The sequence below is a fragment of the Sulfitobacter mediterraneus genome (assembly GCF_016801775.1).
In the GTDB taxonomy this organism is placed as follows: Bacteria; Pseudomonadota; Alphaproteobacteria; order Rhodobacterales; family Rhodobacteraceae; genus Sulfitobacter; species Sulfitobacter mediterraneus_A.
This window is the reverse complement of record NZ_CP069004.1, coordinates 1,897,891-1,916,457: the sequence shown is the minus strand read 5'-3', so window position 1 is coordinate 1,916,457 and position 18,567 is coordinate 1,897,891. Positions and strand designations below refer to the sequence as shown.

Genomic DNA, 18,567 nt, shown 5'->3' with positions numbered 1-18,567 from the left:
TGTCGCCTCTTGCCCTGCGTTGGTGGAGCGTTGACTTTGCGGCGATGGGCGTTCCTGTCAAGCGCCCACGTTGCGCTGAGACGCAAAACGGGGCGCCGCAGCGCCCCGTTTGTGATGGCAGTTTGCTTGTGCCCAAGCTTACGCGGCTGCGGCGGCCTTCGGGCCAAAGCGGCCATAGAACGTCTGGTTCTTCTCAGCCATTTCGCGCAGCAGATCGGGGCATTTAAAGCGCGGGCCGAACTTCGCTTCCAACTGGTCACAACGTTCTGCCGCATAAGGCGTTCCGATCATGTCCAGCCAGCTCAGCGGGCCGCCTGTGGCGGGGGCAAAGCCCCAACCCAGGATCGCGCCCACGTCGCCCTCGCGGATGTCCATCAGAACACCTTCTTCCAGAGCGCGGACGGCTTCGAGCACCTGAACAAACATCAACCGGTCCTGCACTTCTTGCAGGTCTGGCTGTTCTTCGGCCAAAGGATATTTGTCGTGGACGCCTTTCCAGTACCCAATGCGCTTGCCTTTTTCGTCATAGTCGAAATAGCCCGCATTGGCCTTGCGGCCCAAACGGCCCAGATCTTCCATCCAGACAATCAGATCATCCGCTTCGGAGGCCGGGTATTCATTGCCCATCGCCGCCTTGGTCGCCCGCATGATCTTGGTTGCCAGATCAATGGAGGTCTCATCGCCCAGTTGGATCGGGCCGACGGGGAAGCCGAGCATCTGCGCGGCGTTATCGATCAGCACGGGCGCCACACCTTCGGTGACCATCCGTGTGGCCTCGTTGCCGTAAGGGATGATGCAACGGTTGGCGTAGAAGAACCGCGCGTCGTTGACCACGATCGGGGTCTTGCGGATCTGGCGCACGTAATCCAGCGCCTTGGCCACCGCACGGTCACCGGTGTTGGCGCCTTTGATGATCTCCACCAGCAACATCCGTTCCACGGGGGAGAAGAAGTGAATGCCGATGAATTGGTCCTGACGTGAGGACGCCTTTGCCAGATCAGTGATCGGCAGGGTCGAGGTGTTGGAGGCAAAGATGCAATCCTCGGGGATCACGGCTTCGACCTTTTGGGTCATCTCGGCCTTGACCTTGGGATCTTCAAACACCGCTTCGATGATCAGATCGCAACCCTTCAGCGCATCGAGATCCGGCGTTGCCGTGATCAGGTTCAACAGGGCTTCTTTCTTTTCCGGCGTGGCCTTTTTGCGGGCGATGCCCTTGTCCATATAGGCCTCGGAATAGGCTTTTCCCTTGTCAGCGGCGGCTTGGTCGCGGTCGATCAGAACAACCTCGATCCCGGCCTGTGCGGAGACCAGAGCGATGCCCGCACCCATCATGCCAGCGCCCAGAACACCCAGCTTTTTCACGCGCTGGTCAGAGATACCTTCGGGGCGTACAGCGCCTTTTTCCAAGGCTTCCTTGTTCAGGAACAAAGACCGGATCATCGCAGAGGACGAGGGGTTCATCAGAACATTGGTGAACCAACGCGCCTCGATCTTGAGCGCGGTGTCAAAAGGCACCAAGGCGCCTTCGTATACGGCAGAAAGCAAGGCTTTGGCGGCAGGAAACGCGCCTTTGGTCTTGCCATGAACCATTGCGCTGGCGCCCACGAAGGTCATGAAACCGGCCGGGTGATAGGGGGCACCACCGGGCATTTTGTAGCCCTTGGCATCCCATGGTTTGACCAGATCGGCGTCCTTGGCGTTCAACACCCATTCACGGGCGGCTGCCATTGGATCATCGGCCACTTCGTCGATCAAACCGGCCTTGGCGGCGGCGGCAGGGGCAACCATCTTGCCTTCGAGCAGGAAGGAAGAGGCGGCCATCGCGCCCAGTTTGCGCACCAGACGGGTTGTGCCGCCCGCACCGGGGAAAATCCCGACGAGGATTTCGGGCAAGCCGATGCGTGCCTTGGGGTTGTCCGCGCAGAAAATCCGGTGCGTCGCCAATGGCAGTTCCAGCCCGATGCCAGCGGCGGTGCCGGGCAGGGCCGCGGCTATTGGCTTGCCGCCCTTCAGCGTCTTTGGGTCCATGCCCGCGCGTTCGATCTTGCGCAGCAGATGGTGCATCCGCATGGTGCCTTCGAACAGGCCCTTGGCAGGGTCGTCGCCTGCATCGGCCTTCATCTTGGCCAGCAGGTTGAGGTCCATCCCACCCGCAAAGGAACCGTCCTTGCCAGAGGTGATGATGATGCCTTTTACGGCGTCGTCACCCAGCGCCTGATCAATCAGCGCGTCCAGTTCTGTCAGCCCGTCGATGGACATCACGTTCATGGTCTTGTCCGCGACATCCCATGTGATGACAGCAACGCCTTCGCTGTCGGTGGTCATTGTAAAATCGGTCATATCTTGTCTCCTGATCCGCGCTTACACGCGCTCAATGATGGTCGCGGCGCCCATGCCGGATGCGATGCAAAGGGTGGCGAGACCCACCTCTTTGTCCGCCCGCTCAAGCTCATCCAGCAAGGTGCCGATGATCATCGCGCCAGTGGCGCCCAACGGGTGACCCATGGCGATAGAGCCGCCGTTTACGTTGACCTTGTCATGGTCCACGCCAAAGGCATCCATGAACAGCATCACAACAGAGGCAAAGGCTTCGTTGACCTCGAACAGGTCGATGTCAGAAATGTTCATACCATTGTCCGCAAGGATCTTTTTCGTGGCGGGAACAGGGCCGGTCAACATGATGGTGGGGTCGGTGCCGATCTTGGTGGTGGCCCGGATACGGGCGCGGGGCTTGAGGCCGTATTTCTCGCCAAACTCCTTGTTGCCGATCAATACAGCAGCTGCGCCATCAACGATGCCCGAAGAGTTCCCGGCGTGGTGGATGTGGTTGATCTTTTCCAAATGCGGGTACTTCAGCATCGCCACTTTATCAAAGCCCGGCATGACTTCACCCATGGCCTGAAACGCGGGGTTCAAACTGCCCAGCGACTGCATGTCTGTTTGCGGGCGCATATATTCGTCGTGATCGAGAATGGTCAGCCCGTTCTGGTCCTTGACCTTGATCACGGAATTGGCAAAGCGGCCTTCGTCCCATGCTCTTTTCGCTCGCTGCTGCGATGCGATGGCCAGCTGATCCGCGTCGTCGCGGGTAAAGCCGTATTCGGTGGCAATAATATCGGCCGAGATGCCCTGCGGGACAAAATACTGGTCAATAGCAAGGCTCGGATCGACGGCAATGGCGGCGCCGTCGCTGCCCATGGGTACGCGGCCCATCATTTCCACGCCGCCGGCGATATAGGCCATGCCGGCCCCGCCTTTGACCTGATTGGCCGCGAGGTTCACCGCTTCCATGCCAGAAGCGCAGAACCGGTTGATGGCCAGACCCGGAATGCGTTCATCCAGTTCAGAGCCCAAAACGGCGGTCCGGGCCAGACAGCCGCCCTGTTCCATCACCTGTGTGACATTGCCCCAGATCACATCCTCAACGGCGTGGCCTTCAAGGTTGTTGCGTTCCTTTACGGCGTTCAAGGTCAGTGAGGACAGCCGTGCGGCGGTCACCTCATGCAGGGATCCGTCCTTGCGGCCCTTGCCGCGCGGTGTGCGCAATGCGTCATAAATATAAGCTTCGGTCATGTCTCTCTCCTTCAAGCGCGGTCAGCGGGGCTGCCGGGCATCAAATTGTATGGGGCTTTCCAGCCCGGTTCGTTGGACAGACGCGTGAGCCACGCGTCGATGTTGGGCCAATCCTTGCGGTCAAAACCGAAGGCTTCGGGGTAATACAGATAGCCGCAGCAGCTCAGGTCGGCGTTGGTCACGCCATCGCCGACAATCCATTCGCGGCCCTCGAGGTGATCGTTGAGCACGGCATAGGCCGCCTTGAGGCGACCTTGATTGAAGGCGATCACCTCTGCCGGACGTTTGTCTGCGGGCAGGAAATTCATCAAGAAACGGGTCAGCCCGGCCATGGAGCTGAGCTTGTGATTGTCCCAGAGCACCCAGCGCAGGATCTCGCGCCGCTCTGCGTCGTCCTTGCCGCCGAACTTGCCTGACTTTTCGGACACATAGTCTTGGATAACCCCGGATTGGGTCAACCGCAGATCTCCGTCGATCATCACCGGCGCTTCGCCCATGGAATTTACGGTCGCGCGGTACTCGGGCGTGCGGGTTTCGCCACCGAAGAAATCGACCTTCACCGGTTCCCAGTCCAGACCGGACAATTGCAGCGCCAGTGCCGCCTTATAGGCATTGCCAGATTCGCCAAAGCAGTGGAGTTTGATGGTCATTGTTGATCCTTCCTGAATGTTGCACTGGGGGTTTCACACCCCCAGACCCCCGTGGAGATTTTTCTGGCCAAATGAAGCAGGGCGGGGCGCAGAGCCGTGAGGGGTGCGCGGGCCTGTTCTCATTTTTCTAGAAAAACTCAATCTTTCCTCTCGTCTGGCGCGGTGGGCGGCTACAGCCCACGCGCGATCAATTCCTTCATAATCTCGTTGGTGCCGCCGTAGATGCGCTGCACCCTGGCGTCGGCCCACATTTCGCCCACTGCATATTCCTGCATGAAGCCATAGCCGCCGTGCAATTGCAGACAGGCATCCAGAACTTCGCCCTGTGTATCGGTCAGCCAGTATTTCTGCATCGCGGCCTTTTCGACGGTCAGTTCGCCGCGCAAATGATCGGCGATGCATTCGTCGAGGAAGGCGCGGGAAACCATGGTTTTGGTCTTGCATTCCGCCAGTTGAAAGCGGGTGTTCTGAAACTGTGTCAGCGGCCCGCCAAAGGCTTCGCGTTCCTTGCAATAGGCGATGGTGCGTTCCACTGCGCCTTCCATGGCACCCACTGCGCCGCAGCCGATGATCAACCGTTCTTGTGGCAATTGCTGCATCATCTGGTAGAACCCCTGTCCCTCTTGTTGGCCGAGGATGTTCTCAGGCGGGATTTCGACGTTGTCAAAGAACAGCTCTGACGTGTCCGCCGCATGCAACCCGATTTTGTCGAGGTTGCGGCCACGCTGGAACCCGTCTGCGCCCTCTGTTTCCAGAACCACCAGCGAAACCCCCCTGGAGCCTTCCGAAGGGTCAGTTTTGGCCGCCACGATGATCAGGTTGGCGTGCTGGCCGTTGGTGATGAATGTCTTTTGGCCCGACAGGCAGTAGGCGTTGCCGTCGCGGATGGCCTTGGTCTTGATCCGCTGCACATCCGATCCGGTGGAGGGTTCGGTCATCGCAAGCGCCCCAACCATTTCGCCGGTGGCCATCTTGGGAAGCCAGCGTTTTTTCTGATCTTCGGTGCCATAGGCGAGGATGTAATGGGCCACGATGCCCGAATGGATGCCATTGCCCCAGGACGCCAGATTGGCGCGGGAGCCTTCGATCAGGATGGCGGCCTCATGGCCAAAATCACCGCCCGCGCCGCCGTATTCCTCGGGAATGGATGGGCACAGCAGGCCCAACTCGCCCGCCTGGTTCCAGGTGTCGCGATCCATCTGGCCCTGCTTGCGCCATTTCTCGAAATGGGGGGACCATTCGGAAGTGATGAACTGCGCCGTCATCTCCGCAATCATGCGGTGTTCGTCGGTCATCCATGTCGATGTGGTGGCGGTCATCTGGGTCATTGCACCCCTCCCAAGGTGGCACGGATCAACGTTTGCGGTCGTCCAGTTCAGAGTTGAACAGGCGCAGGCGCGCGATCAGGTTTTCTTCGTTCATGACGCTGTTGAAATTCTCGAACAGAAACGACAGCGCCTCACCCTCGTCCAAACCAGCTTCTGCGCTGAACTTCTTGAGCCTGCGATAGCCTTCCTCGGTCATGGCGACGGGAAAGCGGCGGGTCAGGCGAAAGCGTTTTGGCATTGGGTCTCCGGCATGGAACTGGGTGGGGGTGACCCCACCCAGAAAGGTTCAAAACTGCGCGGCGTCAAGGGCCATCACGGTATCGGCACCGGACTGGATCCGTGTCAGGTGCAGTGCCGTGGCGGGCAGTTGCCGTGCCATGTAATAGCGGCCTGTCGCGAGCTTTGTCTCATAGAACGCGGCGTCACCGGTCCCGCCTGCAAGGGCGGTTTTTGCGGCCAGACCCATGCGAGCCCACATCAGGCCAAGGCAGACGTGGCCGAACATGTGCATAAAGTCGTTGGAGCCTGCCAGCGCATGGTTGGGGTTCTTCATGCCGTTCTGCATGAAATACATGCCCGCGCTCTGCAGATCCTTGCTGGCCGCCTTCAGCGGATCGAGGAAGTCTTTGTCGAACGCCGCGTCCTGACCGGCATGTTCCTTGATGAAGTTCTTCACCAGATCAAAGAAGGCCATCACATGTTTGCCGCCGTCCTGAGCCAATTTACGGCCCACCAGATCCAGCGCCTGCACGCCATTTGCGCCCTCGTAGATCATCGCGATACGGGCATCGCGGGTGAACTGGGACATGCCCCATTCTTCGATATAGCCGTGGCCGCCATAGACCTGCTGGGCCTTCACGGTCATGTCGTAACCTTGATCGGTCAAGAAGCCTTTGATCACCGGCGTCAGCAATGACACCAGCCCGTCGGCGTCTTTGTCGCCCGCGCGGTGGGCGGCGTCGATCATGGTCGCGCCCCAAAGAATGAAGGCGCGTGCGCCCTCGGCAAAGCTCTTCTGGTCCATCAGCGAGCGACGGATGTCGGGGTGTACGATCAGGGGATCGGCAGGCTTGTCAGGGTGCTCCGCGCCGGTCACGGCACGGCCCTGCAGGCGGTCCTTGGCGTATTCGGCAGCATTCTGATATGCCACTTCCGCCGCAGCGAGACCTTGCATGCCAACACCCAGACGCGCTTCGTTCATCATGGTGAACATGGCGCGCATGCCTTTGTGTTCCTCGCCCAGCAGATAACCGGTGGCGCCGTCATAGTTCATCACGCAGGTGGAGTTGCCGTGGATGCCCATCTTTTCCTCGATGGAGCCAACCGCAACGCCATTGCGTTCACCCAAAGAGCCGTCTTCGTTGACGATGAACTTTGGCACGATGAAGAGAGAAACACCTTTGATCCCTTCGGGGCCGCCTTCGATCTTGGCCAGCACCAGATGGATGATGTTGTCGGCCATGTCATGCTCGCCGGACGAGATGAAGATCTTTTGACCCGTGATCTTGTATGACCCGTCTGCCTGTGGCGCGGCCTTGGTGCGCATCAGGCCCAGATCGGTGCCGCAATGCGGCTCCGTCAGGTTCATCGTGCCGGTCCATTCGCAGGAGACCATGTTGGGCAGATAGGTGTCTTTTTGCGCGTCCGTGCCGTGGGCCAGAATGGCCGAGGCGGCGCCATGGGTCAGACCTTGATACATGGTGAAGGCCTGGTTGGCGGCCGAGAACATCTCGCCCACTGCGGTGCCAACAACATAAGGCATGTTCTGCCCGCCATATTGCTCGGGCATGTCCAGGCCGGGCCAGCCGCCTTCCTTGACCTTTTCAAAGGCTTCCTTGAAACCCTTGGGCGTATAGACAACGCCGTTTTCAAGGCGGCAGCCTTCTTTGTCGCCCACCACGTTCAGTGGCGCGAGGACTTCGGAGGTGAGTTTGCCCGCCTCTTCGAGGATCGCGGAGGTGAAATCGGCCTCCAGCTCGTCATAGCCGGGAATGGTCGATCCGGTGATGTTCAAAACGTCGTGCAGGACAAATTGCAGGTCTTTTGTCGGGGCGGTGTAGCTGGGCATGAGTGTCTCCCTAAAGCTCGATTGGTCAGCTGATATTATTGAGGCAGGGGCGGATTACTCCGCCGCCTTGCGATTTTGATTCATGGAGGCGACGATCTTTTCGCCCCATTTGATCTGATCCTTGAGGTCATCGATGGCCTCGTTCAGCTCATCACGTTGCGAGATCATGTCTGCCAGACGGTCGCGGGCAATCTCATAGGTGCGGGCGATCTGGGTCTGCTGCTGGTCGCCCATGTGATAGAGGTCGAGCAGCTGGCGAATTTCCTCAAGGCTAAAGCCAAACCGCTTGCCGCGCAGGATCAGTTTGAGCCGGGCGCGATCGCGTTTTGTGAACAGACGTTTCTGACCCTCGCGGATCGGAAAAAGCAGTTCTTTGGCTTCGTAAAAGCGCAGTGTGCGTGGGGTCACGTCGAATGCATCGCACATCTGACGGATCGTGAGTGTTTCAGTATTCATAGTCGTTTCCTTCGTAAGAAAAGCTACGTTCTGAAGCGCATTTGGGCGTTCGATGTCGTTCTTACAACAGTGATTGACGTTGACGTAAGGTGGACGTCGCGTCACTTTGGTGGTTGCGCAGGTTTTCGCCGGAAATCTCTGTGTTCACGCATTCTTGTGGTGGCCTTTTCAGAGGACGGGGCGGTATCAGGCGCTGCCTGGCCGAATCCCCTTTTGCGCCCCTTAGGCTGACAATTTCTGAATTTGTGCTACTTTATGGGTCGAACGGAGGAGACCATGACGGACGTTCCGCCGCTGAAAGACTTCGTGACAGATTGTGAGACTGCAAATCATCTGGCTGATTTGTGGCGTCTTTCTGTGCGCTTTTTCGAAAGTCGTGGCATTGCGATGGTCAGCTATCATTCCGACACCGAAGTTGAGAACAGAGAACTTGGCACAATTGGCAAGTCGGGCATCCTGCAAAGCGGTTACCCCGAGGAATGGGTGTGCCAGTATATCGACGGCAAGCTGAGCCTGCTGGACCCAATGCCGGAACTTGCAGCCAAGATCGGGCGGCCTTTCTACTGGTCTGAGATCAACGATCTGGCCAATCTGACATATGAACAACAACGCTACATGGCCCTTCGGGCGGCTTCCGATCTGGGCGACGGGATTGCGCTGCAGGTCTACGGGCCGAACGCGCGCAATGCGCTTGTCTGTCTTGGCTTTGGTGACGGAACACCAAAGCTGACTGCAGAGGCGATATTTGAATTGCAATGCGCGGCGCAGATTGCCCATCTGCGCTATTGCGCCATCTCGGGTGAACAGGATCGGGCCAAGGTGGATCTGTCCCCAAGGGAGCTAGAGGTGCTGCGCTGGATTGCCCGCGGAAAAAGCAACTCCGTCATCGCCGAGATTCTGGGCATCTCGCGGCATACGGTCGATACAATGACCCGCCGGATGTTTGACAAGCTGGACGTCAATGACCGCACCACCGCCGCAGTTCGGGGGCTCGGATCAGGTTTGTTGCAATTGCGCCGCAAACAGGTGGTGTAACGCAATTGCGTGACATGACCCGCCCTTGGGCAAGACCTAGCTAGCGCTAAACGCATTTTCCAATGAATTGTGAGCCAGAATGGCTTTTGAGGTAGAAATGACCGAGACCACGCTATGCAAAGCCCGTGCGCGGCCCGCAGAAGAGTTGCAAGAGGCCGTCATGCTGATTGAACGGGCCACCTATGATCTGGCTGAAACCGCACGCGGTGAAACCATCTCCGAGCTGATCGCAATTGCTGCGGATTTGCAGCGTGTCGTTGATGGGCTAATGGCCAAACGCGCAAAAAAGGTTAACTAGGCCGTTCTGTTCGTCCGGCCTGTCTGGTCAGTCCAGCGCAATGGTTTTGGCTGTTTCGTCGCGCAATTTCTGCAACTCGTCGATGGCTTCGTCCAGTTGCACCCGCTGCTCCGCCAGCTCAAGCAATTGACCATCTGCCATTTCGACCCAGGCCCGCATCTGCGCCTCGGTGCCCTCGTGTTCGTAGATCAGCAACCACTGTCGAATGTCCTCAAGCGAAAAGCCGAACTTGCGGCCCCGCATGATCAATTTCATGCGCGCACTTTCGCGCGGTCCATAAAACCGCGCCCGTCCTTCGCGATCCGGTTCCAGCAGTTCAATGTACTCATAGTACCGCAGGGTCCGCGGTGTGACATCAAATTTGGCGCACATTTCTTTGAATGTCAGGCGGTCGTCTGCCATGTTCTGTCTCTCCTCTGGACCAAGCTATGATCATGCCAAGCCAAGCGCAAGCAGCGGGCTTGCCCTTTGTTGGTCACGCGATGATAAAGAGCCAAACCGCAGGCGAGGACCAACCTTCCATGTCAGACAAAATCAAGATGGCACGCCAGTTCATTCAGGCCCTGCCGCATTCCGTGGCGCTGGGCATGCATCTGGATGAACTGGACAATGGCACCGCCGTGATTTCGATGCCTTATTCGGATAAACTGATTGGCGATCCCAAGACCGGGGTTGTGCATGGTGGTGCGGTGTCGGCGCTTATGGACACCAGCTGCGGCGCGGCGGTCATGAGCCATCCCAGCAATCCGGCCGGCACCGCGACGCTTGATCTGCGGATCGAATATCTGCGTGCTGCGACGCCGGGGCAGACAATCACCACCCGCGCCACCTGCTATCACGTCACGCGCTCCGTTGCTTTTGTCCGCGCTGCCGCGTCAGATGATGACAACGAAAATCCGGTCGCCATCGCGACCGGCACCTTTACTGTGGAGGGCAAAAAATGAGCAATCGCCGCCCGCCAGAGCCTGTTCAAGTGGTCAAAAAACGACGTGATGCAGTTTTGCGCACCATGGTCGAAGGGGTGCCCTACATCCAGTTTTTGGGCATTGAGTTTGAACGCCGGGGGGATGAGCTGACGGCCGTGATGCCGTTTGACCAATCCCTGATCGGCAATCCCATTCTGCCGGCCCTGCACGGCGGGGCCACGGCGGCCTTTTTGGAGGTGACCGCGATTATCACCCTCAGCTGGGGATTGATCTGGGAAGATATGGAAAGCGGCGCGTTGGATGTGAACAATCTAGATCATTCCCACCTGCCGCGCCTGCCCAAAACGGTCGATTTTACCGTGGATTATCTGCGGACAGGGCTGCCACGTGATGCCTATGCACGGGCGCGGATCAACCGGTCTGGCCGGCGTTATGCGTCGGTGCATGTCGAGGCATGGCAGGACAACCGCAGCAAACTCTTTGCCCAGGCAACCGGCCACTTTGTGCTGCCCACGCGGCAGGGTTAATGACAGACCCGCTGCAAGATGCCGACCTGAGCGATAGGGAGCTTGGCCCGAAAGAGGCGGTGACTCACCGCCGTGTGTTGCATATTGCGCTGCCGATTGTGCTGTCCAATGCCACGGTGCCGATCCTTGGTGCGGTGGACACCGGTGTCGTGGGGCAGATGGGGCTGGCAGCCCCCATCGGCGCGGTAGGGCTGGGCGCGATCATCCTGTCGGCGCTTTACTGGATCTTCGGCTTTTTGCGCATGGGTACTGTTGGTCTGACCGCGCAGGCCGCAGGGCAGGGCGATCAGGCCGAGGTGGCTGCGCTGCTAAGTCGTGGCTTGATGATTGGTGGGGGGGCGGGTGCGGTTTTGGTGGCCCTGCAACTGCCGCTGTTCTGGGGCGCGTTTCGGCTCGCGCCGGGATCTGCAGAGGTCGAAACGCTGGCCCATCAATATATGGCGGTGCGTATCTGGTCTGCCCCGGCGGCGATATCCCTTTATGCAATCACCGGCTGGCTGATTGCGCAGGAACGCACCCGTGCGGTGCTGGTGCTGCAACTGTGGATGAACGGGCTGAATATCCTGCTGGATCTGTGGTTCGTGCTGGGTCTCGGCTGGGGCGTGAGCGGCGTGGCCTTCGCGACCTTTATCGCCGAATGGAGCGGTGCCGCGCTGGGGCTGTGGTTCTGTCGGGGCGTGTTCCAAAGCGGCGCATGGCGCGATCGGCTGCAGGTCTTTTCCCGCGCCAGATGGGTGCGGATGATGCAGCTGAATGTGGATATTCTGCTGCGGTCGCTGTTGCTTCAGGCGATGTTCGTGACCTTCCTGTTTGTCGGGGCGGGGTTTGGTGATGTCACATTGGCGGCCAATCAGGTGCTCATGCAGTTCTTGATGATCACCTCCTATGCCCTTGATGGATTTGCGTTTTCCGCCGAGGCGATCGTGGGTCAGGCCTTTGGCGCAGGGCGGCGCGGTGTGCTGCGGCGCGGGGCGGTGCTGACCTCTGGCTGGGCGTTTTTCATTTGCTCATTGTTGATGATCGGCTTTTGGATCGCGGGTCCGTGGTTGATCGATCTGATGACCACCGCGCCCGACGTGCGCATGGCCGCGCGGGAATTCCTGCCCTATGTGGTCTTGATGCCGGTGCTGGGCTGCGGGGCGTTCATGCTGGACGGGATCTTTATCGGAGCAACGCGGTCGCGCGACATGCGTGACATGATGCTTGTGTCATTCGTGATCTATGCAGCGGCGGCGTTGATCTTGGTGCCGTGGCTGGGCAATCACGGGCTTTGGGTGTCGATCTTGATTTCTTTCGTGGCGCGGACTGCAACCTTGGCGTGGCGATACCCGAAACTGGAAGCGGCAGTCTAGTCGTTTTCCTAAAGAAAACGGACCGGAAATTTTGAAATTTCCGGTGTGGTGCGGATCAGGCGTCGCGCGCCCATTTCGATTTCTTCGAAGAAATCGGTTCGGAGTTTTTGAAAACTCCGGTCCTTAAAGCAGTGTTTTGACGTTCTCTGGTGGTCGGCCTATGACCGCCCGATCCCCCTTGATCACAATCGGACGTTCGATCAACGCAGGCTGTGCTGCCATGGCGCTGAGTAGTTCCGAGTCGGAGCTTTCCTTTCCAAGGCCCATATCCTTAAAGGCCTTGTCCCCGCTGCGCATCATCTCGATCAGTGGCGGCGTGCCAAGCGCCGCTCGGACAGCTTTGATCTCTGCCTCCGTCGGGGCATCGTCGAGGTATCTGCGGATCGCAACCTCTGCACCCGCCTCTTCGATTAGGGCCAGCGTTTGCCGCGATTTCGAGCAGCGCGGATTGTGCCAAATGGTGATCATAACCAACTTTCCTTTGCAGTGCCGACAGCATCGGCCACGGTGGCAAACCCGTCACGGGCCAGCAGGTCATCGAGACCCGTCGCAATTTCGGATACCATTGAGAGCCCGCCATAAACCAGCGCGGTGTAGAGCTGCACCGCAGATGCGCCTGCGCGGATTTTTGTATAGGCCTGTTCCGCACTGGCGATCCCGCCCACACCCACCAACGGGATGTCCGTGAGCGTGGAAAGCCGCGCCAGAACGCGTGTGGATTTGTCGAACAGCGGCGCACCGGACAGACCGCCGGCCTCGGCTTTGTGCGGACTTTTCAGCCCGTCGCGGTCAAGCGTGGTGTTGGTGGCAATGATCGCGGCAACACCTGCGTTGTTGGCCACATCTGCCACATCCTCGATCTCGGCAGGGGTGAGATCCGGCGCGATCTTCAGGAATACAGGCGTTGCCCCGCGCACGTCCATAACCCCGTCCAGCAAGCCCGCCAAGGCCGCCTTGCCCTGTAGATCGCGCAGCTTTTCCGTATTGGGAGAAGAGACATTCACCGTTGCAAAATCCACGTGGTCCCGTGCAGCGGTCATGACTTTGGCAAAATCGGCAGCGCGATCGGTGCTGGTTTTGTTCGCGCCAAGGTTCAGCCCCACCGGAACGCCCGCGCCGCGCCGGGCAAGGCGGGCGATGATCGCCTCCATGCCGTCGTTGTTGAAGCCAAAGCGGTTGATCGCGGCGCGGTCGTCGGTCAGGCGAAACAGGCGCGGTTTCGGGTTGCCTGGCTGAGGTCGCGGCGTTGCGGCGCCCACCTCGATAAATCCGAAACCGGCGCGGGACAGGGGGGCAATTGCGGTGGCGTTCTTGTCAAACCCTGCGGCGAGACCAACCGGATTGGGCAGCTCCAATCCCGCAAGCGTGGTTTTCAAACGGGGCGACGTCGCCGGGCCAGGTGCAGGGGTCAGCCCCAATTGCAAGGCGCGGATTGCCAGCCCATGTGCGGCCTCGGGATCAATCTTGCGCAGGGCTGCGAGGCCAAGCCGTTCCAGCAGCGCGTTCATGCAAATTCATCCGTCACAGGCAATGCGCCAGCCCGGATCAGCCGGGAAGTTTTGACCGCCGCCTGCCGGTGAACAACAGCCTGTTGATAGTCAGGATCAGAGATCATCGCGAGAAAGGCATGGGCGTTCGGATAGCGGGCAATAAACATCAGATCCCAGGCTTCGTCAGAGGGGCCGATCAACGTGGTCTCGAACTTGCCGCGCCACAGGATACTGCCGCCAACCTTGGCCAGCACAGGCGCGCTTTGCTTGCCATAGTGGCCATAGGCCTGCGCACCGGTCAGGCCATCGCGGGCCAGTTCATGATCGCCAGGATAGTTGGCCAGATCGTTCAGGGCGACCAGATTGACCATTTCGATAGGCGTTTCGCGATTTAGGTTCTTAAACGCATCAAACTGGGCGCGATCAGGATCAATATGCCTGGTCATTCGCTCGCCTCTTCCAGCCCTGCAGGAAACTGATGCACGCCGTCCACCAGAGGCAGGGGCTGCGCCCAAACCACATCGTCCATAGTCATCTTTCGGTACAAATGCGGGAACAGCGCATCACCACGCGACACTTCCCATTGCAAGGCATCACCCGCCGCCTCGACATCAATAGCGATCAGATGCAGATCCTCTGCGCCGGCAAAATGCTTGGCTGCGGTTTCGGCGGCCTGGGTTGCGGTCGAGAAATGAACATAGCCATCGGCCACATCAATGGGTGCGCCCGTGGTTTCTCCATCGCGGCGCAGCGCGGCCCATTCATCGGACCGGAATATCTTGAAAATCAGCATATCATCCTGATGCCTTGGGGCGCGCATGGGGTCAAGTGGATCGCTCTGATCTTGCCGCTTTGACGCAGGGGTATCGCGCCAGGCGTGCATAACATCTTTGACAGCGCAGCGCCCTCGCGCCACCATGCGGGCATAACAAATCCAATAGGGGAAAACCGATGAAACGATTCCTGACTGCCACAGCTGCGCTGGCACTGACCGGCACCATGGCCGCAGCCGATTACAATTTGACGATTTTGCACACCAATGATTTCCACGCCCGGTTTGAGCCGATCAGCAAATACGACGGACCCTGCTCCGCCGAGGACAATGGCGAGGGCAAATGCTTTGGCGGCTCTGGACGTTTGCAGACTGCGATCACGGCAGCGCGTGGCCGGACCAACAACTCGATCCTTGTGGATGGCGGCGACCAGTTTCAAGGCACGTTGTTCTATACCTATTACAAGGGCGCGCTGGCCGCCGAGATGATGAACCAGATGGGCTATGACGCGATGACCGTGGGCAACCACGAGTTTGACGACGGTCCAGAGGTTCTGCGCGGATTTATGGATGCGGTGGAATTTCCGGTTTTGATGTCCAATGCCGATGTCTCGGGGGAGCCGTTGCTGGCGGGCAAACTGGCAAAATCTACAGTGATCGAACGCGGCGGCGAGAAGCTGGGCCTGATCGGCCTGACCCCGCATGACACGCACGAGCTGGCCAGCCCCGGCGAAAACATTGTCTTTACTGATCCGGTGCAAGCGGTGCAGGGCGAGGTGGACAAACTGACCGCTGAAGGCGTGAACAAGATCATCGTGCTCAGCCACTCCGGCTATGTCGTCGATCAAAAAGTCGCGGCTGAAACCACGGGCGTTGACGTGATCGTGGGCGGGCATTCCAATACGCTTCTGTCCAACACCAATGACCGTGCGCAGGGGCCGTATCCGACAATGGTGGGCAACACCGCGATTGTGCAGGCCTATGCTTATGGCAAGTTCCTCGGTGAATTGAACGTCACCTTTGACGACGCGGGCAATCTGACCGAGGCCAAGGGTGAACCGTTGATCATGGATGCGGCCGTGACCGAAGACGAAGGCACAGTTGCCCGCATCGCAGAGGCGGCTGTCCCGCTTGAAGAGATCCGCAACAAGGTTGTGGCCCAGACCGATGAGGCCATTGGCGGCGACCGTGCGGTGTGCCGCGCAATGGAATGCACCATGGGCAACCTGATCGCCGATGCAATGCTGGCGCGGGTCAAGGATCAGGGCATCGACGTGGCGATCCAGAACGGCGGTGGCATCCGTGCCTCCATCGAGGCGGGCGAAGTGACGATGGGCGAGGTGCTGACCGTGTTGCCGTTCCAGAACACCTTGTCCACCTTCCAGGTGACGGGTGCCACATTGGTTGAAGCGCTGGAAAACGGTGTGAGCCAGGTCGAAGAGGGTGCAGGTCGTTTCCCGCAGGTTGCGGGCATGACCTATGCCTTTGACGGCAAAGCCGAAGCGGGCAGCCGTATCAGTGACGTGATGGTCGGCGGTGCGCCGATTGATTTGAACAAGGTCTATGGCGTTGTGTCCAACAACTATGTCCGCAACGGCGGCGACGGCTACAAGATGTTCAAAGACGCCGACAATGCCTATGACTTCGGGCCAGATCTTGCAGATGTTACGGCGGAATATCTGGCTGCGAATGCACCATACAAGCCCTATACGGATGGCCGTATCACTGTGAAGTAAACGCAGACGTCATGTTTGTGAGAAAGGGGCGCGTTCCATTGGGGCGCGTCCCTTTTAATTTAATCCGTAAAGGGGCAAGCGGGGCGCTGTGATTGAGTAGCGGCAATTGCAGGCCTCACCCCAATCAGCCTTTCGTCTTCGCGGCCGCCTCGTCCCGATATTGCGCGGGCGTTTGCTGATACACACGCTGAAACTCCCGATAGAAGTTCGATCGCGTCAGAAACCCGCTTTGGGACATGACCTGCGATACGCTGTCGTTGGTGTCGCGCAGCAGGCGGGCGGCGTGGCCCAAACGGAAACCGTTCACATATTGCGACATGTTCATGCCCTGGCTTTGATTGATCGCCGTTGACAGGCTGCGTTCGGGCACGGACAGGCGGCGGGCAATCCTTTGTAGGGACAGATCGGGGTCCAGATAGATCTGGCTTTTGAGCAGCATCTCGCGGGCCCGCTGTTCGAGGTCTGCCTCATTTCGGGCCGGGCTTTCCGATGCGGGGGCAGGGGCCGATTGTTCAGGCGCCAGAATGCTGGGCATGCGCGTGAGGATCAGCAACAGCAACCCAATCAGCATGAGCGATCCAAGCGACACCATCGCAGTGGCGTGATTGCCGCGGGCGAAAACGAAATTCAGCGCAATCGCGGTGTCCAGTATCAGCAAGATCAAGAGCAAACCCGCCCCCAGCAACATCCAACGCTGCGCCGGGCGGGCAATGTCGAGGCGGGCAAAGATCAGGTGGTCTGGCCCCCTTCGGGACAGGCGGATCAGCAAGGCGATGTAGATCAGATAGCTGAGGCTGATCGCCAGATCGAAGTCGCGGTAGATATTGGCAAAGAGGCCAAGCACCAAAGCCAACAACAGCGCTGCACCCAGATGCCATGATGCCTGCCTGTGCAGGTCTTTGGCGGGCAGCGCCAGTGACAGAAACCCAAGATACAAAAGCGGCCCGACCGACAGCGGCAGCACCCGTTGAAATGTGATGAAATCCTCGATGCCGTAGCCAAAGCGCAGACCAACCAACAGCGATTGCAAGGCAAAACCGGCAAACAGCAGGGCAAAATACACCGCCGCACTGCGCCGGCCCAGGTCAAGCCGCAGCATCAGAGGTGCAATCACCAGAGACAGCAGAGCAGCCAACACCGGCAATGGTAGCGAAATCATCCCTATGGCCCCTCTTTGATGTCCTCGATTGCGTCAGACCTGTCCTAGATCGTGATAGAGGACAGGTTTGCCCCCCTCAACCCATTGTTTTGCTTGGTTCGCTTGGCAATTTGGGATGCATCGACACCCAAAAAGGATCACGTCCATGAAGAACCTGTTTCACATCACCGCCCTCTCATTGTCGCTCTGTGCGGGGGTTGCCCATGCAGATGCCGATCACACCGGACTGGCTGAGCTGACCGTTTCAGACAGCCGCAGCGACCGCCCGCTCAGCGGGTTTTTCTGGTATCCCACTGCGCAGACCGGCACCGCCGAGACAGTCCACACCAATGCCGTTTGGGAGGGGATCGACGTCATCAAGGATGCGGCGCCAGAGGCTGGCAAGCATCCCTTTGTCGTGCTGTCCCACGGTATGTATGGCAATGCCATGAACCAAACCTGGCTTGCGGATGCGCTGGTGGGTGAGGGATACATTGTGGCCGCGATCAGCCACCCGGGCACATCGACCTGGCTTCGTGACGAAGATCATGCGCGGGCGCTGTGGGACCGGCCTCGCGACATAAGCCGCGTGATAGATCACGCGTTGTCTGATCCCGCGCTCTCTGCCCATATCGATCCGGACCGGATCTATATGGCGGGACATTCCTTGGGCGGGTTCACTGCCGTGGCGTTGGCAGGCGGGCGGTTTGATCCGGCGGCATTTGATGCGTTCTGTGCAAGTGATGCGGCTGATATCGGGTGCAAAGCCTTGGCCAATTGGAAGGTGGCGCGATCAGACGATGATCGCATTCAGATGGCACAGGATTTGTCCGATCCACGGATCAAGGCCTTTGCGGTGTATGATCTTGGCGGCACGCAAACCTTTTCGGCCCAGAGCCTTGCCGCGATTGAACGGCCAATGCTGGTGATGGGCGCGCCGGTGGACATCGCGGGAATGAACCTCGATACGGAATCGCGGGCGCTGTCCGCTTTGCTGCCTGCGGAAGAGGTCACATATCTTGAGCCGGCAACCCTGTCGCATTTTGATTTCATGGGCATCTGCAAGCCGGCCGGTTTCGAGATCCTGCAAACCGAAGAGCCGGGCGATGAGATCATCTGCCGCGATGGTGGGGCCGCACGGGCGCAGGACCATGCCATGATCCTCAAGGCGACCGTGGCACAGTTCCAATAAGCTTCCGACCAAGGCAATGGGCG

Annotated in this window: 20 protein-coding genes; 7 read left to right on the top strand and 13 right to left on the bottom strand. The window is 59.1% G+C overall.

Annotation, left to right across the window (positions count from 1 at the left end):
• Nucleotides 1-138 precede the first annotated feature (138 nt).
• The 7 genes from JNX03_RS09315 to JNX03_RS09285 all read right to left on the bottom strand — a co-directional run bounded on the left by JNX03_RS09315 (nucleotide 139) and on the right by JNX03_RS09285 (nucleotide 8,078).
• Entirely contained in the window at nucleotides 139-2,343 is a 2,205-nt protein-coding gene (locus JNX03_RS09315; protein WP_203208813.1) for a 3-hydroxyacyl-CoA dehydrogenase NAD-binding domain-containing protein, read from the bottom strand.
• Nucleotides 2,344-2,364: 21 nt separating this feature from the next.
• The gene (locus JNX03_RS09310) at nucleotides 2,365-3,576 is read right to left on the bottom strand and encodes an acetyl-CoA C-acetyltransferase (RefSeq protein WP_203208812.1); all 1,212 of its coding nucleotides are present in this window, start codon (nucleotides 3,574-3,576) and stop codon (nucleotides 2,365-2,367) included.
• An 11-nt stretch (nucleotides 3,577-3,587) separates the two neighbouring features.
• Nucleotides 3,588-4,226 carry a glutathione S-transferase family protein gene (locus tag JNX03_RS09305; RefSeq protein ID WP_203208811.1) on the bottom strand — a complete coding sequence of 213 codons (639 nt, stop codon included), beginning with the start codon at nucleotides 4,224-4,226 and terminating at the stop codon, nucleotides 3,588-3,590.
• Nucleotides 4,227-4,396: 170 nt separating this feature from the next.
• Nucleotides 4,397-5,545, bottom strand: coding sequence for an acyl-CoA dehydrogenase family protein (locus tag JNX03_RS09300; RefSeq protein ID WP_203212200.1), 1,149 nt, complete (start codon nucleotides 5,543-5,545; stop codon nucleotides 4,397-4,399).
• A 34-nt stretch (nucleotides 5,546-5,579) separates the two neighbouring features.
• Nucleotides 5,580-5,792 carry a hypothetical protein gene (locus JNX03_RS09295; RefSeq protein ID WP_203208810.1) on the bottom strand — a complete coding sequence of 71 codons (213 nt, stop codon included), beginning with the start codon at nucleotides 5,790-5,792 and terminating at the stop codon, nucleotides 5,580-5,582.
• Between the two features lie 48 nt (nucleotides 5,793-5,840).
• A complete protein-coding gene (locus JNX03_RS09290) occupies nucleotides 5,841-7,622 on the bottom strand; it encodes an acyl-CoA dehydrogenase C-terminal domain-containing protein (RefSeq protein WP_203208809.1) in 1,782 nt (593 codons plus the stop codon).
• Between the two features lie 54 nt (nucleotides 7,623-7,676).
• Entirely contained in the window at nucleotides 7,677-8,078 is a 402-nt protein-coding gene (locus JNX03_RS09285) for a MerR family transcriptional regulator (protein ID WP_203208808.1), read from the bottom strand.
• Between the two features lie 276 nt (nucleotides 8,079-8,354).
• Between JNX03_RS09285 and JNX03_RS09280 the strand changes: the two genes are divergently transcribed.
• Together JNX03_RS09280 and JNX03_RS09275 are read left to right on the top strand one after the other, a co-directional pair.
• Entirely contained in the window at nucleotides 8,355-9,113 is a 759-nt protein-coding gene (locus JNX03_RS09280) for a helix-turn-helix transcriptional regulator (RefSeq protein WP_203208807.1), read from the top strand.
• A 79-nt stretch (nucleotides 9,114-9,192) separates the two neighbouring features.
• Nucleotides 9,193-9,411, top strand: coding sequence for a hypothetical protein (locus JNX03_RS09275; protein WP_203208806.1), 219 nt, complete (start codon nucleotides 9,193-9,195; stop codon nucleotides 9,409-9,411).
• Between the two features lie 27 nt (nucleotides 9,412-9,438).
• On the opposite strand, the gene JNX03_RS09270 is transcribed toward JNX03_RS09275, so the two are convergent.
• Complete coding sequence (locus JNX03_RS09270; RefSeq protein ID WP_203208805.1) at nucleotides 9,439-9,813, bottom strand: MerR family transcriptional regulator; 375 nt, start codon at nucleotides 9,811-9,813, stop codon at nucleotides 9,439-9,441.
• Between the two features lie 119 nt (nucleotides 9,814-9,932).
• On the opposite strand from JNX03_RS09270, the gene JNX03_RS09265 reads away from it, so the two are divergent.
• Genes JNX03_RS09265 through JNX03_RS09255 form a run of 3 tightly spaced genes read left to right on the top strand, consistent with a single transcriptional unit; the run spans nucleotide 9,933 to nucleotide 12,216 of the window.
• Complete coding sequence (locus JNX03_RS09265; RefSeq protein ID WP_203208804.1) at nucleotides 9,933-10,355, top strand: PaaI family thioesterase; 423 nt, start codon at nucleotides 9,933-9,935, stop codon at nucleotides 10,353-10,355.
• Nucleotides 10,352-10,864, top strand: coding sequence for a PaaI family thioesterase (locus tag JNX03_RS09260; protein ID WP_203208803.1), 513 nt, complete (start codon nucleotides 10,352-10,354; stop codon nucleotides 10,862-10,864). Before JNX03_RS09265 ends, JNX03_RS09260 begins: the two co-directional genes overlap by 4 nt.
• Entirely contained in the window at nucleotides 10,864-12,216 is a 1,353-nt protein-coding gene (locus JNX03_RS09255; RefSeq protein WP_203208802.1) for an MATE family efflux transporter, read from the top strand. Before JNX03_RS09260 ends, JNX03_RS09255 begins: the two co-directional genes overlap by 1 nt.
• Nucleotides 12,217-12,339: 123 nt before the next feature.
• Here the strand turns inward: JNX03_RS09255 and arsC are convergent, their stop codons facing one another.
• The 4 genes from arsC to JNX03_RS09235 are packed head-to-tail and all read right to left on the bottom strand — an operon-like array spanning nucleotide 12,340 to nucleotide 14,499.
• Complete coding sequence (gene arsC, locus JNX03_RS09250; RefSeq protein ID WP_203208801.1) at nucleotides 12,340-12,684, bottom strand: arsenate reductase (glutaredoxin); 345 nt, start codon at nucleotides 12,682-12,684, stop codon at nucleotides 12,340-12,342.
• Nucleotides 12,681-13,724, bottom strand: a complete 1,044-nt coding sequence (locus tag JNX03_RS09245; protein ID WP_203208800.1) for a quinone-dependent dihydroorotate dehydrogenase — start codon at nucleotides 13,722-13,724, stop codon at nucleotides 12,681-12,683. Before JNX03_RS09245 ends, arsC begins: the two co-directional genes overlap by 4 nt.
• Complete coding sequence (locus JNX03_RS09240) at nucleotides 13,721-14,152, bottom strand: DUF1330 domain-containing protein (protein ID WP_203208799.1); 432 nt, start codon at nucleotides 14,150-14,152, stop codon at nucleotides 13,721-13,723. Before JNX03_RS09240 ends, JNX03_RS09245 begins: the two co-directional genes overlap by 4 nt.
• Entirely contained in the window at nucleotides 14,149-14,499 is a 351-nt protein-coding gene (locus JNX03_RS09235) for a DUF952 domain-containing protein (RefSeq protein ID WP_203208798.1), read from the bottom strand. Before JNX03_RS09235 ends, JNX03_RS09240 begins: the two co-directional genes overlap by 4 nt.
• Nucleotides 14,500-14,657: 158 nt before the next feature.
• On the opposite strand from JNX03_RS09235, the gene JNX03_RS09230 reads away from it, so the two are divergent.
• Nucleotides 14,658-16,214 carry a bifunctional metallophosphatase/5'-nucleotidase gene (locus JNX03_RS09230; protein ID WP_203208797.1) on the top strand — a complete coding sequence of 519 codons (1,557 nt, stop codon included), beginning with the start codon at nucleotides 14,658-14,660 and terminating at the stop codon, nucleotides 16,212-16,214.
• Nucleotides 16,215-16,338: 124 nt separating this feature from the next.
• Here JNX03_RS09230 and JNX03_RS09225 read toward each other — a convergent pair whose 3' ends face one another.
• Nucleotides 16,339-17,373, bottom strand: coding sequence for a helix-turn-helix domain-containing protein (locus tag JNX03_RS09225; protein ID WP_203208796.1), 1,035 nt, complete (start codon nucleotides 17,371-17,373; stop codon nucleotides 16,339-16,341).
• A gap of 145 nt (nucleotides 17,374-17,518) precedes the next feature.
• On the opposite strand from JNX03_RS09225, the gene JNX03_RS09220 reads away from it, so the two are divergent.
• On the top strand, nucleotides 17,519-18,544 hold the full coding sequence (locus tag JNX03_RS09220) for an alpha/beta hydrolase family protein (RefSeq protein ID WP_203212067.1): 1,026 nt from the start codon (nucleotides 17,519-17,521) through the stop codon (nucleotides 18,542-18,544).
• The last annotated feature ends 23 nt before the right edge of the window (nucleotides 18,545-18,567 follow it).

What these genes read in the sequence shown, in the direction of transcription:
- JNX03_RS09300 (WP_203212200.1), bottom strand. Translation starts at nt 5,545, where the DNA reads ATGACCGCCACCACATCGACATGGATGACCGACGAACACCGCATGATT.
- JNX03_RS09265 (WP_203208804.1), top strand. Translation starts at nt 9,933, where the DNA reads ATGTCAGACAAAATCAAGATGGCACGCCAGTTCATTCAGGCCCTGCCG.
- JNX03_RS09230 (WP_203208797.1), top strand. Translation starts at nt 14,658, where the DNA reads ATGAAACGATTCCTGACTGCCACAGCTGCGCTGGCACTGACCGGCACC.
- JNX03_RS09315 (WP_203208813.1), bottom strand. Translation starts at nt 2,343, where the DNA reads ATGACCGATTTTACAATGACCACCGACAGCGAAGGCGTTGCTGTCATC.
- JNX03_RS09305 (WP_203208811.1), bottom strand. Translation starts at nt 4,226, where the DNA reads ATGACCATCAAACTCCACTGCTTTGGCGAATCTGGCAATGCCTATAAG.
- JNX03_RS09255 (WP_203208802.1), top strand. Translation starts at nt 10,864, where the DNA reads ATGACAGACCCGCTGCAAGATGCCGACCTGAGCGATAGGGAGCTTGGC.
- JNX03_RS09225 (WP_203208796.1), bottom strand. Translation starts at nt 17,373, where the DNA reads ATGATTTCGCTACCATTGCCGGTGTTGGCTGCTCTGCTGTCTCTGGTG.
- JNX03_RS09260 (WP_203208803.1), top strand. Translation starts at nt 10,352, where the DNA reads ATGAGCAATCGCCGCCCGCCAGAGCCTGTTCAAGTGGTCAAAAAACGA.
- JNX03_RS09290 (WP_203208809.1), bottom strand. Translation starts at nt 7,622, where the DNA reads ATGCCCAGCTACACCGCCCCGACAAAAGACCTGCAATTTGTCCTGCAC.
- JNX03_RS09245 (WP_203208800.1), bottom strand. Translation starts at nt 13,724, where the DNA reads ATGAACGCGCTGCTGGAACGGCTTGGCCTCGCAGCCCTGCGCAAGATT.
- JNX03_RS09275 (WP_203208806.1), top strand. Translation starts at nt 9,193, where the DNA reads ATGGCTTTTGAGGTAGAAATGACCGAGACCACGCTATGCAAAGCCCGT.
- JNX03_RS09285 (WP_203208808.1), bottom strand. Translation starts at nt 8,078, where the DNA reads ATGAATACTGAAACACTCACGATCCGTCAGATGTGCGATGCATTCGAC.
- arsC (WP_203208801.1), bottom strand. Translation starts at nt 12,684, where the DNA reads ATGATCACCATTTGGCACAATCCGCGCTGCTCGAAATCGCGGCAAACG.
- JNX03_RS09220 (WP_203212067.1), top strand. Translation starts at nt 17,519, where the DNA reads ATGAAGAACCTGTTTCACATCACCGCCCTCTCATTGTCGCTCTGTGCG.
- JNX03_RS09235 (WP_203208798.1), bottom strand. Translation starts at nt 14,499, where the DNA reads ATGCTGATTTTCAAGATATTCCGGTCCGATGAATGGGCCGCGCTGCGC.
- JNX03_RS09280 (WP_203208807.1), top strand. Translation starts at nt 8,355, where the DNA reads ATGACGGACGTTCCGCCGCTGAAAGACTTCGTGACAGATTGTGAGACT.
- JNX03_RS09240 (WP_203208799.1), bottom strand. Translation starts at nt 14,152, where the DNA reads ATGACCAGGCATATTGATCCTGATCGCGCCCAGTTTGATGCGTTTAAG.
- JNX03_RS09310 (WP_203208812.1), bottom strand. Translation starts at nt 3,576, where the DNA reads ATGACCGAAGCTTATATTTATGACGCATTGCGCACACCGCGCGGCAAG.
- JNX03_RS09295 (WP_203208810.1), bottom strand. Translation starts at nt 5,792, where the DNA reads ATGCCAAAACGCTTTCGCCTGACCCGCCGCTTTCCCGTCGCCATGACC.
- JNX03_RS09270 (WP_203208805.1), bottom strand. Translation starts at nt 9,813, where the DNA reads ATGGCAGACGACCGCCTGACATTCAAAGAAATGTGCGCCAAATTTGAT.